The organism is Streptomyces sp. NPDC126510 (genome assembly GCF_040302345.1).
GTDB lineage: Bacteria > Actinomycetota > Actinomycetes > Streptomycetales > Streptomycetaceae > Streptomyces.
This window is the reverse complement of record NZ_JBEORR010000044.1, coordinates 11,640-28,621: the sequence shown is the minus strand read 5'-3', so window position 1 is coordinate 28,621 and position 16,982 is coordinate 11,640. Positions and strand designations below refer to the sequence as shown.

Annotated in this window: 14 protein-coding genes; 5 read left to right on the top strand and 9 right to left on the bottom strand. The window is 64.0% G+C overall.

Features of this window, described 5'->3' with window-relative positions; genetic code table 11:
* Positions 1-2 precede the first annotated feature (2 nt).
* The 4 genes from ABTX60_RS38550 to ABTX60_RS38535 form a co-directional block, all read right to left on the bottom strand.
* Positions 3-1,241 carry a TniQ family protein gene (locus tag ABTX60_RS38550; RefSeq protein ID WP_256670145.1) on the bottom strand — a complete coding sequence of 413 codons (1,239 nt, stop codon included), beginning with the start codon at positions 1,239-1,241 and terminating at the stop codon, positions 3-5.
* Positions 1,238-2,203: a TniB family NTP-binding protein gene (locus ABTX60_RS38545; RefSeq protein WP_054827569.1), complete on the bottom strand. Its 966-nt coding sequence runs from the start codon at positions 2,201-2,203 to the stop codon at positions 1,238-1,240. The genes ABTX60_RS38550 and ABTX60_RS38545 overlap by 4 nt, the downstream gene beginning before the upstream one ends.
* 4 nt (positions 2,204-2,207) lie before the next feature.
* On the bottom strand, positions 2,208-3,890 hold the full coding sequence (locus ABTX60_RS38540; protein ID WP_054827568.1) for a TnsB C-terminal domain-containing protein: 1,683 nt from the start codon (positions 3,888-3,890) through the stop codon (positions 2,208-2,210).
* Between the two features lie 177 nt (positions 3,891-4,067).
* A complete protein-coding gene (locus ABTX60_RS38535; RefSeq protein ID WP_030537352.1) occupies positions 4,068-5,114 on the bottom strand; it encodes an MFS transporter in 1,047 nt (348 codons plus the stop codon).
* A 337-nt stretch (positions 5,115-5,451) separates the two neighbouring features.
* Between ABTX60_RS38535 and ABTX60_RS38530 the strand changes: the two genes are divergently transcribed.
* Positions 5,452-6,036 carry a WYL domain-containing protein gene (locus tag ABTX60_RS38530; RefSeq protein ID WP_196248302.1) on the top strand — a complete coding sequence of 195 codons (585 nt, stop codon included), beginning with the start codon at positions 5,452-5,454 and terminating at the stop codon, positions 6,034-6,036.
* Between the two features lie 39 nt (positions 6,037-6,075).
* On the opposite strand, the gene ABTX60_RS38525 is transcribed toward ABTX60_RS38530, so the two are convergent.
* The 5 genes from ABTX60_RS38525 to ABTX60_RS38505 form a co-directional block, all read right to left on the bottom strand.
* Entirely contained in the window at positions 6,076-7,230 is a 1,155-nt protein-coding gene (locus ABTX60_RS38525; protein ID WP_030537351.1) for an epoxide hydrolase family protein, read from the bottom strand.
* Positions 7,231-7,631: 401 nt separating this feature from the next.
* Entirely contained in the window at positions 7,632-7,853 is a 222-nt protein-coding gene (locus ABTX60_RS38520; protein ID WP_352101577.1) for a hypothetical protein, read from the bottom strand.
* 424 nt (positions 7,854-8,277) lie between these two features.
* Entirely contained in the window at positions 8,278-8,646 is a 369-nt protein-coding gene (locus ABTX60_RS38515) for a hypothetical protein (protein ID WP_352101576.1), read from the bottom strand.
* 875 nt (positions 8,647-9,521) lie between these two features.
* Entirely contained in the window at positions 9,522-9,953 is a 432-nt protein-coding gene (locus ABTX60_RS38510; RefSeq protein ID WP_099699025.1) for a hypothetical protein, read from the bottom strand.
* A 226-nt stretch (positions 9,954-10,179) separates the two neighbouring features.
* The gene (locus ABTX60_RS38505; protein WP_352030450.1) at positions 10,180-11,880 is read right to left on the bottom strand and encodes a restriction system modified-DNA reader domain-containing protein; all 1,701 of its coding nucleotides are present in this window, start codon (positions 11,878-11,880) and stop codon (positions 10,180-10,182) included.
* Positions 11,881-12,150: 270 nt separating this feature from the next.
* On the opposite strand from ABTX60_RS38505, the gene ABTX60_RS38500 reads away from it, so the two are divergent.
* From ABTX60_RS38500 to ABTX60_RS38485, 4 genes are read left to right on the top strand one after another with little or no spacing between them, the layout of a single operon-like run.
* Positions 12,151-12,858, top strand: a complete 708-nt coding sequence (locus ABTX60_RS38500; RefSeq protein ID WP_003942661.1) for a TnsA-like heteromeric transposase endonuclease subunit — start codon at positions 12,151-12,153, stop codon at positions 12,856-12,858.
* A 12-nt stretch (positions 12,859-12,870) separates the two neighbouring features.
* Positions 12,871-14,919 carry a TnsB C-terminal domain-containing protein gene (locus tag ABTX60_RS38495; protein WP_178377389.1) on the top strand — a complete coding sequence of 683 codons (2,049 nt, stop codon included), beginning with the start codon at positions 12,871-12,873 and terminating at the stop codon, positions 14,917-14,919.
* Positions 14,916-15,980 carry an ATP-binding protein gene (locus ABTX60_RS38490; protein WP_003942663.1) on the top strand — a complete coding sequence of 355 codons (1,065 nt, stop codon included), beginning with the start codon at positions 14,916-14,918 and terminating at the stop codon, positions 15,978-15,980. The genes ABTX60_RS38495 and ABTX60_RS38490 overlap by 4 nt, the downstream gene beginning before the upstream one ends.
* Positions 15,949-16,812 carry a TniQ family protein gene (locus ABTX60_RS38485; protein ID WP_003942649.1) on the top strand — a complete coding sequence of 288 codons (864 nt, stop codon included), beginning with the start codon at positions 15,949-15,951 and terminating at the stop codon, positions 16,810-16,812. Before ABTX60_RS38490 ends, ABTX60_RS38485 begins: the two co-directional genes overlap by 32 nt.
* Positions 16,813-16,982: the final 170 nt, after the last annotated feature.

Genomic DNA, 16,982 nt, shown 5'->3' with positions numbered 1-16,982 from the left:
CTTCAGTCCCAGTCCAGTCGAATACCGAGCTCGACGAAGGCATAGGCCAGCTCATCGACGTCATCTTCGGTGCGGCACCCCGTTCGAGCGAATCCGAACAAAGATCGGGCGGCATCGCTGTCGACGCGGGCGGCGGCGACAGCGGCATCGATCGCCGCAATCACACCGTCCCAAGCGCTGCGGGCGGGTACCGGACTGCGAGACCTCGTCGGAGCGGCCCCCGGATCGACCGGCTCGTACCGTCGCGGCCGCAGCAAGCAGGCATCAGCACCGCTCGCGGCTATCTCATCGTTCTCGACCGCATTGATCGCGGTCGCGGCAGCAAACAAAACCTTCGCTTGCTCGTCACACCGCAGTTGCTCGAACGGAACCCACGATGTCCGCAGCGGGCGAGAATGGCCGGTGGACTTCCAGATCGCGCTCAGTGGCTTCGCCCACCATCCGGTGCGGACCAGCGGTGTCGATACCTCGTCGACGACGGTACGCAGCAGCCTGAACCACACTCCGGCATGAACACGGCCTCCGCCGAGCTCGACCGACCCGCACGTCAACGCGACGGCGGTGCGTCTGTCGATTTCTGCGACGACTGCCGGTACGGGTATCGGTGGTGCGTGTTCGTCCGAGCCTGGCGGTGTCCTGTCCCAAAAGACCAGTCGGCCGGGTATGACAGCACAGAATTCGAGCCGGCAGAGGTGTTTCGTGCAGCTGGTCAGCATCGGGTACTGATGAGCCATCATGACCGCGATGTCGGCGTCTGTGTCGAGGTCGTCGATACACAAGGGGCATGCCCGCGTATCGAGCTTGCTCACCCAGGGAAGCCACGTGCCGGCGGGCGGTGCGCGTCGACGTCGATCTGACCTTGCCAGACCCGCCGGTAGTAGGACAGAGAACTGATGGACGTAGGTGTCGAAGTCGCATCCGCCGGGGTCGGTGCTGTCGAGCAGCCAGGGCGTACCGCCCGCCAACGTCATCTCACGCAGCCGTTCCGCTGTGCAGGTGCTCCTCTGGGCAAGCGCGGATAGCACCGGCTCGGGTGTGTAGCGGTCGAGGTCCACGCCCGAAGTGTCGACACCGAGCCCGTCGAGAAGATCCGCTGTACCGATCAACGAATACAGTCTGCTAGTCCGGGCAAGCCACGACATCAGAGTCTCACCAGGTAATGGTTGCGGGTGCAGCGGCCACCGCGGATGCCCACTGTGGTCGAACGCTGTAGGCGCTGGCGAGGCATCGGCTGATGTCATGCCAGATGCCGTTCGAAGTGGCGACGGCGTTCGGTGGGCCCGGAGTAGGCAGTCTGCGTCAGCACCTGCGAGGTGATCGCTTCCTCGCCAGCCTCTATTGCGGTCACTGCGGCCGCGGTCAACAGCGTGGCCAGTTCGCCGATGGTGCCCTCACACCGGGTGAGGAGGTAATCGGTCATCTCCGCCGACGTCAGGTGCGAGGGCGCACGCAACGGGAAGCTGGCGGTGAAGCTCGCCAGCAGGGAGCGGGTGTCGATGTCGTTGGTCCAGATCGGCAGCGTCATGGGGTGAAAACGGTTCTCCAACTGTGCATCACTACGGATCGCGAGGTACGCCTCTCGGGTGCCCACTCCGACAAGAGGAATCCGCAGTTCGTTGCCTAGAAACCGCAACAGGTTCAGGAATTCTCGGCGCACGTTGTCGCGGCCGGCGAGAACATTGTGGAGCTCGTCGATGATCAGCATCCGAACCCCGGTCGCTCGCAGCAGCGAGATTGCTTGCTGTTCGAGTTCGTGGACTCGGCTCCGCGGGCGGATCGGCGTTCCGAGTGCAGCAAGCATCGCCAGGTAGAACCGTGCGGGTGCTGGGTCTGGAGGCATCTGCATACACAACACCGGTATCTGCTCGCGATCGGGCAAGCTGACAGCAGGGTGCGCACGCCGGAACTTCTCGATGATCATCGACTTGCCGTTGTTCGTCGGTCCGATCAGAAGCACGTTCGGCATACGTTGCCGATCCGGCCACACCAGCAACGTCTCAAGATGCTCGATCACCGACCGTGCACGCGGATACCCGATCCACCGTTCAGTACGAATATGCCTGATGCGTTGCGCGGCAGGAAGAACCGCAATCGATCTGACCGAACTTCGCAGGTGGGTGAGGTCCGCACGAACGACGTCGATGTCTTCGCAACTACGGTCGTCATCGTCGCCGGCGGGAGCGTTTCGGGGGTCGTGGTTCATCCATTCACCACTCTTCGATGTCGTCGAAGATCGGAACCGGCACGTCGTCGGTGCCTGGGCCGAGCTCGGGCGGGCTCTGCGTGTCCGGTGGTGTGGTGATGCTGCTCAGATGAGAACGGCGAGTGCGATTACGGCGGGCCCGCTTGGTGTACCTCTGTGCGGACGTGGCTATCTGACGCATCTGCTCGATCATCGCGAACAGAGCGTGTTCGTCGATACTTGCTCGGCCTTGTTCTCGAAGGCGCACCACCGCTGCCCGGTGTTCCCACGCTGTCACGGCCGGATGTGACATCGTCCGGTATGGCACCTCGACGTACCCGCCGCCGCTGTCGGGGTCCAGGACCCACACCCTGCTCAGATCACGTGGATCACGCCGGATAACGAACTGACCCAACTTCTCTCGCCTGGCGATCCATGGTTTCAGCGCGTTCGAGAAGTACTGGATGTGGTCGATGACGAACCCTGTCCGGGTCAGTCGGCGCCGGATGACGGGGAGGAAGTCCACTAAGAATGCGGTCTCATCCACCACTGTCGAGCTCGCCAGAGCGGTATCGGCGTCGGTGCTGCTGGTCCACTGCGCAGCCGGGCTCCGGCTCAGGCCGGTGTGCACGTCCGCGTGATAGGCCGCGATCGCCAAAATCAGCCAGCGTTCCAGTTCTCGTAACGTCAGAGCTGCCGCGCCCTCCGAGTCGTAGCTGCCCCGCTGCGTTGGATTCGAGAACGTGGTGCCAGGGAGCTCGTGAACCTGGGTCATGACGGTGCCGATGATGCGTTCGACAATCCCGCCGTATTGCGGCCTGCCGGGTGGGCGGTAGCCGAGGTCGATACCGTGTTGCTCGCAACCCCGCCGTAGCGCTTCACTTTTGAACTCGGCGGCGTTGTCGACGTACAAGGCGCGCGGCTTTCCGGCCATCGGCCACCGCACATCCGCGCCGAGCCCCAGAGCGTCGATCCATACGCTTTTGTCCGAGCACACCCGGCCCAGACACAACCCGACCGACACTGCGGACGGCGAGTCGAGTGTGACCACGAAGCCCGGCACGCAGCGGCTGAAGACATCGATAGCAATCGTGAGATAAGGACGTCCGATCGGCACCCGGTCGTATTCGTCGACGATCATCAGATCGACCACGGTGTGATCGATCTGGACTTGCTGGAGAACCGCCGTCACCGGCGGCGGGACATCGCCAGCGGATTGCCGCGATCGAGCGGCATCCGGTCCGCCACGTGACCGTGCGACGCGGCCCGGGTGCATTGCTGCGATCCGCGCGGCGACTGTGTTGCGGGCTGGAATAGGGAGTCCCGCACGGTGACAGGCCAGCGCGATATGTCGATGCAGTGCGGCGACACTGAGCTTCTGGCGAGCCAGAAACTCGCGGTTGATGTGCTCGGCGATCACTTCTTCCACCTCGGCCGGCACGCGGGAACGGCCGCGCCCGCCTGCAGGAGCGGAGACCAACAGATCTGTGACCGACCCTCCCCCATTCCGGAGCTTGGACAACAGCACGTACACACGCCGGGGCGAGACCCCCAACTGCTGTGCTGCATCCTCGACCACTGCGGTGCCGATCGAGGATCGATCCGCTAGTTCGCTGAGCACTGCGAACCGTGACCGTGCCTGCTCCCACTGCTCGGCCGACGCGGTCAGCACACCAGTCTCTGCGACGTCGAACTTGTCCGCGTCCATCGCAGCCTCCGAACGCCAGGCCTGTGTGATCGACCGATTGTGCAGTCCACTTCTGCAGTCAGAATGTCAGAAGACGACTGCAATCGGAGGTAAAACCCCAGGAAATTATGACGCCCACTTCTGAAACTGACAGAGAGTGTCGGCTGACTTATGAACGGTCGTTTACGGGATCTGGCGTCACGCTGATTCACGTCTGAGTTTCTGCGTCGACCAGGCGTGCGTTGCGAGGAGGGCGAGCGCGATAGCGCTGAGGATTAGCGTGGATACGAACCCTCCGGCGTAGTGGTTGGTCGGTATCTGCCCGTCGGCGGCAGCGACGATGGCGAGGCCGAAGCTGTTTCCAAACTGCTGCGCGGTTGTGAGCACTCCGGAAGCAGCTCCGGCTAGTGCTGCGGGGAGCAGGTGAGTCGTGCCGTCAGCGATTGACGCCAGTGCGATACCCATGCCGATGCCGAAGATCCCGCTCGCCGCAATCAGGGCCGCGGGGAAGGGGGCAGCAGAGAAGGCCCAGATCGCGGCCAGACCGGTTGTCATGATGAGCGCGCCGAGCGCGGTCGTTCTGTCTGTCCCGAGCCGCCGCTGGAGCCGGTGACTGGTGGCTGCGGCGAGGAAAGCCCCGAGTGATAGGGGAAGGAATGAGAGACCGGTGGCGAGGGGGCTGAGCAGGTGGAACAACTGCAGGTTGAGGGTCATGAAGTAAAAAGTGGCTGTCATGGCTCCGCCGATGAACATCATCGCGGTAGCGGGCCGCCAGGCGCCGGTTCGACCGAGCGCTACAAAAGGGATCAGAGGTGATGCCGCGCGCTTCTCGATGAGCACGAATGTGACGACACTGACCAGTCCAAGGAAGGCCCACCCGGCAGCGGTGAAAGAGTTCGAAACCGACATGACTGCCAGTACAAGTGATGCCGTAGCTACTAGGAACGCGGTGCTGCCGGCCAGGTCGAGATGGGGCCGTGCGGTGGGGTGCGGCGTCCGGTTACCGAAGATGAGCAACGCCAGAAGTGCGAGCCCGATCGGGACGTTCACCAGCAGAGTCCACCGCCATCCTAGGGTTTCGACGATGACTCCACCGCCAAGTACTCCGAGAGCGCCACCGCTGCCGGATGCCGCGCCCCATAAGCCGAACGCTTGCGCGCGAGCTGGGCCCTGAGGAAAGGTCTGCGAAAGGAGTGCGAGCCATGCCGTCGACCCTTCCCCGCGGGCTGTGAGTGACGCTGGCATTCACCGATATGCAATCGCGGCAGGAACCCCAGATCCGAAGTGACGTCAGGATCTATCAACAAGCGACGTCAACATTGGCCGACAAAGCCATCTGGGGTACCCCGTTGACACACGTCTCGGTGTCGACGGCGGATACTCTCTCGAACCTGGGGCGGTCCTGCCGCCGATCTTTCTTTCCACAGATGAGGCGCTGGCATGTGCTCTCGCGCTTCGAAGGTGGAAGGAAAGCTCTGATCCAACCCTGACCGCCAGTTCTCTCGGCAAGCTCCTCGCATCACTGCCCACTCATGTGCGGTGGGTCATCGATGCGGTAGCGAAAGTCACGATCGATGCGCCAGTGGACGGTCTCGAACCAATAGACTCCCCGGTCGTCAACATCGGGGTTCTCGGTGAGCTGGCAAGAGCATGTCTGCTCGGCCGTCGAGTGGAGTTCAAGCACTCGCAGCGAAACGGAGCGACGAAGGACCGACGGGTTGATCCCCTTGCGATGGTCAACACAGTGCGGCGGTGGTACCTCGTCGCCTTCGACGTCGACACCGACGATTGGCAGACGTACCGTGTCGATCGCATCTCCGACGTCGCCGTCAGCCAGATGCCGATCCGATCGCATACGTTTCCCGGCCCGAGCGTCGATGAATGGGTGACTCGGCAGCTCAGCGCGGGGTGGCAGCAGGTGACCGCCACCGTCCGCGTGCACGCAACAGTGGATACGGTGCAGCGCTGGGTTGCGCCGGCATGGGGAGCTATCGAACAGGAGACAACTCGGACCACGATCGTGCACGCGGGAGCCGAGAGCTACGAGTCCATCGCCAGATGGCTCCTGCTCCTACAAGCCGACATCGAGGTGCTAGAACCCAACGAGCTACGGACCGCGTTCGTCCACGTAGCGCAGCAAGCTGCTCGCGCAGCGCAGCCAGGTTAACCAGAGTGGGCCGGCCATCGCACGACCGGCCCACTCTGGTCAGCAGAGAGGCCGGAAGAACTCCGTCAGGTCTGCGATAAGGAGCTGCGGTTCTTCGAGGGCGGCGAAGTGCCCGCCACGGTCGGTCACATCAGTCCACCGAGTGATGGTGTTCTCCAGTTCGGCGTAGCGGCGAATACCGACGTCGTGAGCGAACATGATGACCCCGGTGGGAACACCGGAGGGCTCCTTAGTTGCTCCCCACGCTGAGTGCTGCGCGTACCCGATGTAGGCAGCTGTGCCCGCGGTCTCGGTAAACCAGTACAGGGAGACGTCGGTCAGGATTCGATCGAGGGGGATGATCGTTTCGGGAAGCTCCTCGTGCGGAACGGTCCACTTCTGGAACTTATCGATGATCCACGCAAGCTGGCCAGCGGGAGAATCCACGAGCCCCGCGGCGAGAGTCTGAGGTCGAGTGGACTGGATCGCGATGTAGCCATACTCCTCCTGCATGAACGCCTGAACCCGCCCCAGACGGTCAAGCTCCAACGGAGTGAACGACGCAAGATCTGCTTCGCTGGGAGCCTGCAACGGCATTCCCATCGAACCATTAACGTGGACGCCGACCACATGAGACGGTGCCACTCGCGCGACCTCGGGAGAGACGGCAGCACCGATGTCACCACCCTGTACCCCGTATCGGTCGTAGCCGAGACGTTCCATCAGTGTTGCCCACGTCCGCCCGATTCGAGCCGCGTCCCAACCGCCCTCAACCACCGGGCTCGAAAATCCGAATCCCGGCAGCGACGGAATGACCACATCGAACGCATCCGCCGCCGCCCTTCCGTGCGCTTCCGGATCAGTGAGGGGGCCGATGAGGTCCACGAACTCAACGAACGACCCCGGCCATCCGTGAGTGAGCACCAGCGGCAGCGCGCCCGAAACCTTCGATCGGACGTGGACAAAGTGGATCGTCTGCCCCTCGATCACAGTCGTGAACTGCGGAAGCATGTTCAGCGACGCTTGCTGCTCCGCCCAATCGAACTCGTCAACCCAGTACGCGACCAACCGTCGCAGATAGCTGACCGGCACTCCTGTCGACCAGTCATCACCAGGCAGCGGCGGCGGAAACCGGGTCTCGCTCAACCGGCGTTTTAGCTCCTCGACAGAGCTCTCGGGGATGTCAATTCGAAACGGCTGTACTTCTGCACTCATACAAAGTTCCTTCCATCGCGTGCTGGCTCAGATGGACCACGCCACGACGACGACGCTAGGAACGAACGAGGACATACCCTGTCCCCCTGCCGAAAATGATCGTTTGGGAGCCGCGGGTCGGCACAGCGCCCGCGACAGCTATCACCGTAAAAGGCGTGCCACCTAAATCCGCGATTCACACCCCAGTTCGTACTGAGGGAGCGGTGTCGAGAACTGGTGTCGACAATCTATGTCGAATAACCCACAGACCTTGTCTTTTCGACAGAGAAGTTTTTTTCAGGCTGCCCACCAGACGATGACGAGGGCGAAGAGGATGCAGCCGAGGATAACGGCAATTTCTGACCTCGCTCCGAGGAATTTTCGGACGCGCTTTCGTCGGTCGATGCGAGGCGGTGGTGCCGTCATGGTGTGGGGGAGGGCTGGATCGTGGCTTCGAGTCGGGTGAGTCGTTCTTCGAGGGCGCCGGTGATGGCGAGCAGTCCGAGCACGGTGGGCTCGGTGATGTCGCTGCCGTGTTGAGCGTGTTTGAGCAGGGTGGTGCGCAGGAGTGAGCACATGGGGGCGTCGTCGCTGATGGGGAGTTGTTCGAGTTTGGCGGTCAGACGGTCGTCAGGGGAGGCCATGCGTGGCTCCTGCACGTGTGGATCATGCAGGCCGAGTGAAAGGGGCGACTGCCTGCGCGGTGGCAACGGGTGGTGCGCTGGAACCGAGGCGGAAAGCAGCGCACCACAGTGTGATGTTACTGCGTCATTGCTGGGCGCTCGGTACGTGGGAGGTAAGTGACGGCGCACCCCTGGATGCGAGGAACTAGCTCGGTACGGTTCACCTGCAGGCGGCGAGGTACTCCTCGGTAGTTCAATGCTCAAGTAGCTGTAACTGTGCGAAGACTGGTAACGGGGGTGGGTGGCACGTAAATTTTCGGGGGCGGCATCACCCGGTCCCCAACGGGTATGGCGAACGCTCCGCCGGTAGCCACCCCTGGTCTATCGGCGGGCGAGCCGTCCGGCAGGTTTCAGCGCATCGACTGTGTTTTCGCTGCGTCGGCGGTCAGCGTGGGTTGGGGGTGCGCCACAGTCGCGGGGTGTCGCCGTCTTCGTTGTTGGCGAGGGCCCGGATTCCGTCGGCGTCCTGGGCGAGGATGTCCGCGAATTGCTGTCGGTGGGTGTCGTCGAGTCCGTCGGGAAGGTTCGCCCCGTCGGTGATGGATGCTGCGGCGCCGTCGAGGTAGCGGGCGATGCGCAGGAGCAGCGGGCGTGGGGTCGGGACGACGGAGTGGTTCGCGTCGGCGGTGATCATGCCGAGAGTCGAGAGCAGGGACAGGCCGGCGACAGCTTCTTTGTCGTCGAGGTTGATGTGTGCGACTTTCAAGGCTTCGGCCAGCGCCGCGGTGGTCAGGCCGACGGCGGCGACGGGCATGGAGATGCTGCGCTCGAATCCGATCAGGTCGGCGCCGGGGGGCTTCGTCGGAGAGTGACACAGCGAGGGACTGCGCGAATGCGAGGAGGCGTTCGTCGGTGAAATCGCGCTGCGTGGTCTGGCGGGTGACTCTCATCAAGGTCGCGTATTCGGAGACTTTGTCGTCGAGGATATTCCGGGCTTCGGTGTCGGTGATCGTGAGCCCGAGATCGAGGAGGGCGGCCCGGAATTCGGTGGATCGGGTGTGGAGCCAGGTGGGCCGAGGACTCATCGCTGCTCCCGTGAGGTTGAGGCCGTGGTTGTCGAGGTGAGCTTAGATCCGCCTCACATCGCAAGAACGAAATGGCCGCCGAAACACGCCGGGTGGTTACAGGTCAGTGAAATCGTGTGCGCTACATTTCCCTTCCGCACCATCTCCGTTCGAGGCGGCGATGGATAGGGGTTCGCCGAGATGTCACACGACTGCAGGCGAGCCGCTCCCGATCGTGTGCCCGGCCCCCCAGAGTTGGGCACACTCGACCCACCCAGCTGGTACTGACGACCAGCAGGGTGGGTCACCCAAAGGTGTGCGGTGTGTTTTCCTCGTACCGAGTGGCCCAGGTGATAGTGGCCGAGGATGCAGTGAGTATCCGATTCGGGTCTCCGCAGCGGGTTTCTCTTCGTTCCGTCGAGAACCCGTGTGCAGAACCTACGTCGAATATCGTCTCCATCAGTGTCGGACGGTACTCGAGTGCTGATGCGGAAAAACATACAGTCAAACCACAGGACCTACTCAGTGAATGTGTGGATCAAAGTCGGGTGAGAGTGTCGAGACCGCCCCGGAATTGCAGCTCCGACGTGCTCAGGACTGGCCGGGCTTTCGCTGGGCGTGAGAATCAGTTGTCGAGTATTTCCCGGCATTGTTCCGGGGTGTTGCCTTGCTGCAGGCAATTCGACCACAGGACCTGGGGATGGTTCGGCGGATTCGTTACTGTCGGGGTGCTTGTCGTGGTCCGAGGAGTGCCAGCTGTTGGCGGTGCATCGGTCATTCCGGCTTCGGCCCGAGGGTCGGGGAAGGTCATTCCTAGTGAGTTGGTGCACGTGGTTCCGTCGCAGGATCCTCCGTTGGCGGTGATTTCGCTGACCCGGTTGATCGCTGCGGGGCCGGCGCATTCGTCCGTCCAACCGTATGTTCCGTCCGTGAACGCGGTGTTCGGGCCGGGCGAGGTGCAGTAGTCGATGTGCTTGGTCACCGCCGGCGTGGGCGTGTCGATGAATGTTGCCTCCGCTGTGGGCGGTTCGACGATGGTTTCCGTCGTGGGTTCCACAATCGTGGTACTGGAGACCGGTGTGAGTGTCCCTGAGGAGCTCGGTGTCGTGGCGGTTGCAGTTGCTCCCTCAGACGAGGCAGGTTCGGTGGATGTGCCCTGGTCGCTGCATGCACTGAGCGCGAGAAGCAGGATCGGCGCTGCTAGCCAGGATTTTTTCATTGTCATTTGTGATCGCTTCATCCTGTGGACGGGTCGGCGTGTGGTGGCAGAGCTAGGACGGGTGTCAGCGGCGCATTTCTGCGTACGCTTGTCGCCGCAGCTGTCGAAGTTGCCGCCCATCGGCCAGTTGCCAGTCCCTCCAACCGTGCCGTTGCCGGCCCATGATGTCCGTCAACGGCGCCGAGGGTGGCCCGTAGCGTTTCCCGTCGACGTCGAGGGCCCCGTCCCGCGTGATCGTTGCGATGTAGGTGAGCCCGCGGCCGGTATCGTGATACGTCAGCTGGTCGCCGACCTGTAGATGGCCGAAGAGCATGAGCTGCAAGATGTCGTCGTCGTACGCGATCGGGGCGGAAGACGGCATGATTCGATCGGGTTGGTGTGTGAGCATGGAGGATTCGGATGTCGAATCGTCGCCGTCGCACGAGTTCGGATTCGCCTCGTCAGGTTGTGCGGTTGCGGTGGCTGCACCCGCGAGACGATGTTCCGTTGTAGGTGTCGGTATCTCGACTTTGTCTGCGTGTTGGTTTCCCGAGCCCACGAGGTTTCCGATCCCGCGGCCCACCCACCCGAGCCCGGATCCGACTCCTGAGACACCGGCACCGATCGCTTTGCCGGCCGCGCCGGCGACAGCACTGCCTGCGGACGCTGCCCGACTGCCGACTTCCGCCAGGGCGTCGACGACGCTGGGACTCTCGTGGTCGGTCCATCCCATGACCTGGCTGCCACGTGCCTGCGCGAAGTCGTCGAGGTCGTTCTTGAGTTTGACGATGTCGTGTTTGAGATTGTGGGCGGCGCCCCACCGGAATCCGTCGAGTCGGTGCATTTTTGCAAAGTTCGACAGTTCCGACCGCGCGTGCAGCAACAGTTCGCCGTCGCGTTCGAAATGCTCTGCCAGCACTGTGCGTGCGTCGTCGAGCACCACCTGCAGATGCTGCGGCTCGGTGGCCTGCACGCGCGCGATCCGCAACCGCTGCCACAGATAGAGCGACTGCTCACCGACCACCAACAGGTGCAGGGATTCGCCGAGCCGGTTCTCTTCGATTGCTCGGCGGAGATAGTCGGCGCGATCCTGGACCGGGCGAGTGGCATCGAACCCGGCCAAGGTGCGTTTGACGTGTTCTCGGAGGCGTTCGATGGTCACATTCAGGGTGGGCCGGAGTCCGGCAACAGATTCCCAGTCTGCGGTCGGCAGTGTTCCGTGTTCGTCGAGGGTGGTGACGAGCCGATCCAAGGTTGTGAAATGACCGACCACGTCACCGACTCGGGACGCTTGGGCGAGGGCGAGGAGTTGTTCGACTTTACCGTCGACGCGGGCGATCGATTCGTTCACCGACGCGATGGCCACCGAGAGGGCGACCTGCACCGCGATGAGTTGGAAGGACAGTGCTTGGGTGGGGCCGAGGGATACTTTCTGCCATTGCAGTTGCTGGCGGAACTTCCCTGCTTGGTCGACGACGGTCATTCGGAAGAACCCGCTGTCACCCGGCAACGCTTTGTACGTCTTCAATGCCTGGACGCTGTCCGGTGACAGTCGCACGAACTGACCGGCCTGGGCGGCAATAGATTTCGCTCCGACGGCAGCGGCGGCGACATTGGCCATCGAGGTTGTGCTGACGCCGGAAACATCGAGTGCCTCGCCGGCGAGATCGGTCAGGCGCGCGAGGTAGCCGGCTACGACCTCCGGGTCCCCGGCAACGAGAATGCCTTCCGGCTCGACGGAGACAGCGAGTTCGCTGCCAGGGCCGGCGCCCTCGAACAGGTCCATTGCAGCAGTGCCTGGTCGAGTGGGCTCTGATAATGAACTGTTCGACGAGGGTGTCTCGTTCATCGATGTCCGCTTTCTGCTGGTGTGGTGGTTTCCGGTGGAAAGCATCCTGGCGATGTCGGTGATGGCGGCGTCGAATCGTTCCCGTCCGCCGGCCGAGTTCAAGTGTAGGTTCTCGCGATCGGTGTCAGTTTCTCAATTTCGTGTCAGTTGTCTGTCAGCGGCGTGTTGGTTTCTCATTTTCGTGTCAGCACGAGTGAAGCTATGTAGGTGCCGCGAAGCGGTGAGGTCGAGGTCAGGTACGTGCAGGGCAACGGTGGTCCTGTCGCGACGACGGTCGCCGCCGCGGATCCGCTACGAATAGTGCGCGGTTTGCCGGTTCGACGAGTGCGAAGTCATCCTCGACGGAGGCATTACGCGGGCTGGTTCTGGTCAGCGACCAATCGTGACCACGTGCTCTACGAGAGCCGGTTGGAGCTCGATCGGCTGTGGTTGGCCGACTTCGCTCCGGGGGTAATCCGGATGGCGGCGCAACCGATGTGGATGTGCGGCTCGGACGGGACGAGCACACGTAGGCACGTTCCCGACATGCTTCTCGAACATGCTGATGGTGGGTTCACGGTCGTGGACGTCAAACCGGAAGAGTTCGCCCGCCGCGAGGAGGCGGCGCAGGTATTCGCCTGGACTGGGCGGGTGTGCGCCTCGCGGGGTTGGTCGTACGAGGTGTGGACAGGCGCGGACCCGGTGGTGCTGGCGAATATCCGGACCATTGGCGCCGCGCGCAGAACGGGCTCGATAGATACCACGACCGTGGCGTGCATCGAGGCGGTCGCCGTGACCGGAATGACGATCGACGAGGTGGTCGCGGCCGCAGACACGCAGCGGGGCCGCATCGCTGTGCTGGCGAAGTTATGGTTCAGGTCGTGGACGGCGGATCTTACGGTACCGCTGTCCGGGCAAACGGTCTTGACCTGGTGAGAGGACGACTTTATGACAGAAATCCTCGATCTCCGTCCTGGGATTCGGGTCTGGTTCGGGGGCGCCTCGTGGGAGGTCGTCGCCCTCCATGGTCTTGAGGTGACGCTCCGGTCAGGGCCGTCGTTGCAAAGGGTCGCGGTCACCGAAATCACTGCCCACGCTGTGGCAATGGCCCATAAGGACGACTCCTTCGATCCCACAGCGGTGGTGCTGTCGTCGCTGACGACGTCGCAGCGCCACAAGCTCGACGTCCGAGCCGGGCACGTGCGCAGCGCGCTCGCCGCGGTCAACGATGACGGGACCAACCTGGAGTCGGTGCTAGCGGCCAAGGCGAAGGAACTGGATGTCTCGGTGCGCACGCTCTACCGCTGGATCGCGGGCTTCCGGGCATCGGGGGTCGCCGGGTTGGCCGACACCCGCATTCGCAGCCGATATGCAGTCGGCGTGGACCCGCGGTGGGACGCGACGCGTCTTCAGGTGCTGGACGACTATGTCGAGGCATCCACGCCGACCATGGGAGTTGTCATCGACGCGGTTGTCCGCAAGTTGGAGGCAAGCTTCGGCCCGGGAACGGTGCCGCTGCCCAGTAAAGCCACTGCTTACCGGCGTCTGAAGGTGCTGGCGAAGGGACGGCATGCGTTCGGCAGTGCAAAGGGACGGCGGTCGGTGGCCGATCGTCCGACCGGTGTGTTCGGTCGGCTCCGTGCCACCCGGCCCGGCGAGTACGTGGTGCTCGACACCACGCCGCTGGATGTGTTTGCGATGGAGCCGATCACGATGCGCTGGGTCGGGGTGGAGTTGACGGTGGCTATGGACCTGTTCACCCGCTGCGTGCTCGGACTGCGGTTGACCCCGGTGTCGACGAAAGCGCAGGACGTCGCGAACGTGCTCTACCAATGCATCACCCCAGACCGCCAGCGGGACGACGGCGGGTGGCCGTATCACGGGGTTCCGCGGAATCTGCTCGTCGGCACCGAGGAACCCGACGGCGTCTCCCAGCAGCGGGTCGGCGACCTCCCTGCCTGTTTACCGGAGGCGATCGTGGTCGATCACGGCAAGCAGTACCTGTCCGATCACGTGATCGGGGTCTGCGCGCGGCTCGGGATCACGGTCCAGCCGGCGATCCCGCACAAGCCGACCGACAAGCCCACGGTCGAGAGATTTTTCCGCACGCTACGCGAATCCGTGCTCCAGCACCTGCCCGCCTACAAGGGCCCGGATGTGTACTCCCGCGGAAAAGACGTCGAGGACAAGGCGTTCTACTACGTCAGCGAACTCGAGCAGATCATCCGCGAGTGGGTCGGGTCGGTGTATCACCGCACCCAGCACGACGGGTTGTGTGTGCCGGAGATCCCGCGGGCCGAGTTCTGCCCGGCCGAGATGTTCGAGATCGGGGTCGCGAAATTCGGGTGCCTGCTGTTACCGAGCAGCCCGGACTTGGCGTACGAGTTCCTCGATGTGCGGTGGCGGATGATCCACCACTACGGGGTGGAGGTCGACGGGCTGCGCTACGACGGTGCCGGGCTGAACCTGTATCGCGGCACCCGGTCCCCGTACGGCGGTGTGCACGCCGGTAAGTGGCCGATCTTCGTCGACTCCCACGACGTCCGGCACGCCTACTTCCAAGATCCGGACACCAACGCCTGGCACCAACTGGTGTGGGAACACGGGGCGTGCCTGAACCAGCCGTTCAGCGCCGATGCCGTCGACTACGCCAAACGCGTCAGCATCCGCGAGCACCGCCACCTCGATCCGCACCGCGCCGTGCAGGACCTGCTGCTCGCGTGGAGCCGGGAGGAAGTCGAGACCCGCCGCGACCGCAGCCTGGCCCGGCGGCTCAGCGCGCAGCGGCCCACCCTCGACGGCGAACGGACGTCCGGTGCCGCGCCGGACGGCGAATCCGTGCGGGAGGACGCGTCGCTGCCCGGGGTCATCGATCTGCTCGAGCACCTCGCCCAACGCTCGACGAGCCCGGTCGAGCTTCCCGACGACCTGGACGTGTTCGAGCAGTACTACGCGCAGCGGCCGGACGAGGAGGTATTCGGGGTGTTCGACGAGTGAACCGATGGGCACGATGGTTGGCGGACAACGGCACCGCCCGCTACCAACTCTCCCGCAAGAAGGGATGGGATGCGTTCGTGCACTCCGCACCGCGCGAGTCGTTCGACGTCCTCACCCGCACCGAAAAGACCCGGCTCAGCGGTGAGGAACGGGAGGACTACAACGAGGCCCGGATGGTGTGGAACGCGAACCTGCCGACGATCAAGACCAGCCAGCTGACCGCCGCGTACTCGGTGATCGATCAGGTCCTGGCCTCCGGGCGGCGGGACGGGGACAAGCTGCGCGGGTCGGTGGTGATCGACGCCGAACCCGGTTTGGGGAAGACGACCATCGCCACCCGGTACGCCCGCGACTTCCACCGCCGCGCCTACCGCCGGGAGGGCCCGGTCACCTTAGGTGGGCATCAGCGGTTGCCGGTGGCGTTCGTCCCGCTCAGCGCCGGCATCACGTTGAAGGGTCTGAACCAGCAGATCCTGCGGTTCTACGGCCACCCCGCCGTCGACCGGGCGTCGACCTCCAAGCTGGGTGCGTTGGCCGTCGACTGTGTCACCAGCTGCGAAACCCGGTTGGTCGTGCTCGACGACCTGCACTTCGTGGACTTCAAGCATCGCAACGGCATCGAGGTGTCCAACCACCTCAAGGGTCTGGCCAACGAGATGGCGGCGACGTTCGTCTACGTCGGAGTTCAGCTCGCCGAGAAGCGGTTCTTCGATGAAGGGCAGCTCGGGGAACAGGCCGCCTACGCGCAGACCAGCCGCCGTGCCACCCGCTGCCCGGTCGCCCCGTTCGCGGTCGATACCGATCCGGGGCTGCGGAGTTGGATCAGCCTGCTCCGCACGTTGGAGGGGCACATCAAGTTGGCCGACGCCCACGAGGGGATGCTCGTCGAGCAGGCGAAGGTGTTGCACCGGCGCACCCAGGGCCGGATAGCGTCGCTGACCAACCTCATCGACCGCGTCTGCTACCTGGCGATCGCCTCCGGCACCGAGACGATCACCCCGGAGTTGATCGCCGCGACCACCATCGACAATGCCGGCGAATCCGCCGCCCGCACGGCCTGACCCCACACCTTCCACCGCGCCCCCGGCGGCGCGACTGAGGCCGATTCCCGGCGGTTACGACATCGACCGCTGGCCGATCACCGTCCCGATCCGCCCCGGCGAGGCCATCCCCGGATGGCTGCTGCATTTCGCCTCCCGGTACCAGCTGTCTCCGGCGCAGTTGTTGCGGGAGTTCGGCTTCACTTCCCGGCCCGCCACCGTCGACCGTGTACTGGACCAGGTCGCCGAGTGCTCGCGGGAGATCACCTGGTGCCTCGGCCTCGCGCCGCGGGCCTTGTCGCCGGCATTGTGTGGTTGGCCGGCCGAGGCCTCGCTCGGCCGCTACCTCGCGCACCGCCGCGGGATCCGGCACCACTTCAGCGGGTCCCGGTTTTGTCCACGGTGTCTCGCCGAGCCGGACTGCATCTGGCAGAGGCAATGGGCGCACCCGTTGCTTCCGATCTGCCTGCGGCACCGACTGCGGTTGCAGACCCGGTGTCCCGGTTGCGGGCAGGTGCCATTCTCCGACACCACCTGGCTCGGCAGCCACGGCCCGCCATGGCACTGCCCCCAACGGTGTCCGCGCGAGAGCGCCGATCGGAAGGTGCGTCCGTTCTGCCGGCACGACTTGCGCGACGCCACCGTAATCGAGGCCAACGACGACCTGTGCACGGCCCAGCGGTATCTGACCGCGCTGGCCGAGGCCACCGACATCGACGATCCCACCTCCCGATACGACAGGACGGCCGCGACGACCCGATTCGAGGCCTTCTGCGACCTCGCCGCCGACAAAGTCGGCATCGAGGCCCTCGTCACCCTCGGCGCCCATCAGGAGCGTCAGCAAATCCGATGAGCACAGGACAGTCCACCCAGTTCGTGGCTGACCCGAAGTTGAAGTTGGTATTCCCAAGTTTGTGTCCCAAGGACACGCGGACGGTAATGCTGCTCAACGCCTGCGATACCCGCAACGCTGCGGGCCGGACCGCCCGCAACACAGATCCCGCCCGCCCCGTTTTGGTCGTT

What these genes read in the sequence shown, in the direction of transcription:
- ABTX60_RS38550 (WP_256670145.1), bottom strand. Translation starts at nt 1,241, where the DNA reads ATGACATCAGCCGATGCCTCGCCAGCGCCTACAGCGTTCGACCACAGT.
- ABTX60_RS38535 (WP_030537352.1), bottom strand. Translation starts at nt 5,114, where the DNA reads ATGCCAGCGTCACTCACAGCCCGCGGGGAAGGGTCGACGGCATGGCTC.
- ABTX60_RS38515 (WP_352101576.1), bottom strand. Translation starts at nt 8,646, where the DNA reads ATGCCCGTCGCCGCCGTCGGCCTGACCACCGCGGCGCTGGCCGAAGCC.
- ABTX60_RS38495 (WP_178377389.1), top strand. Translation starts at nt 12,871, where the DNA reads ATGACAGAAATCCTCGATCTCCGTCCTGGGATTCGGGTCTGGTTCGGG.
- ABTX60_RS38520 (WP_352101577.1), bottom strand. Translation starts at nt 7,853, where the DNA reads ATGGCCTCCCCTGACGACCGTCTGACCGCCAAACTCGAACAACTCCCC.
- ABTX60_RS38505 (WP_352030450.1), bottom strand. Translation starts at nt 11,880, where the DNA reads ATGGACCTGTTCGAGGGCGCCGGCCCTGGCAGCGAACTCGCTGTCTCC.
- ABTX60_RS38540 (WP_054827568.1), bottom strand. Translation starts at nt 3,890, where the DNA reads ATGGACGCGGACAAGTTCGACGTCGCAGAGACTGGTGTGCTGACCGCG.
- ABTX60_RS38525 (WP_030537351.1), bottom strand. Translation starts at nt 7,230, where the DNA reads ATGAGTGCAGAAGTACAGCCGTTTCGAATTGACATCCCCGAGAGCTCT.
- ABTX60_RS38485 (WP_003942649.1), top strand. Translation starts at nt 15,949, where the DNA reads ATGCCGGCGAATCCGCCGCCCGCACGGCCTGACCCCACACCTTCCACC.
- ABTX60_RS38545 (WP_054827569.1), bottom strand. Translation starts at nt 2,203, where the DNA reads ATGAACCACGACCCCCGAAACGCTCCCGCCGGCGACGATGACGACCGT.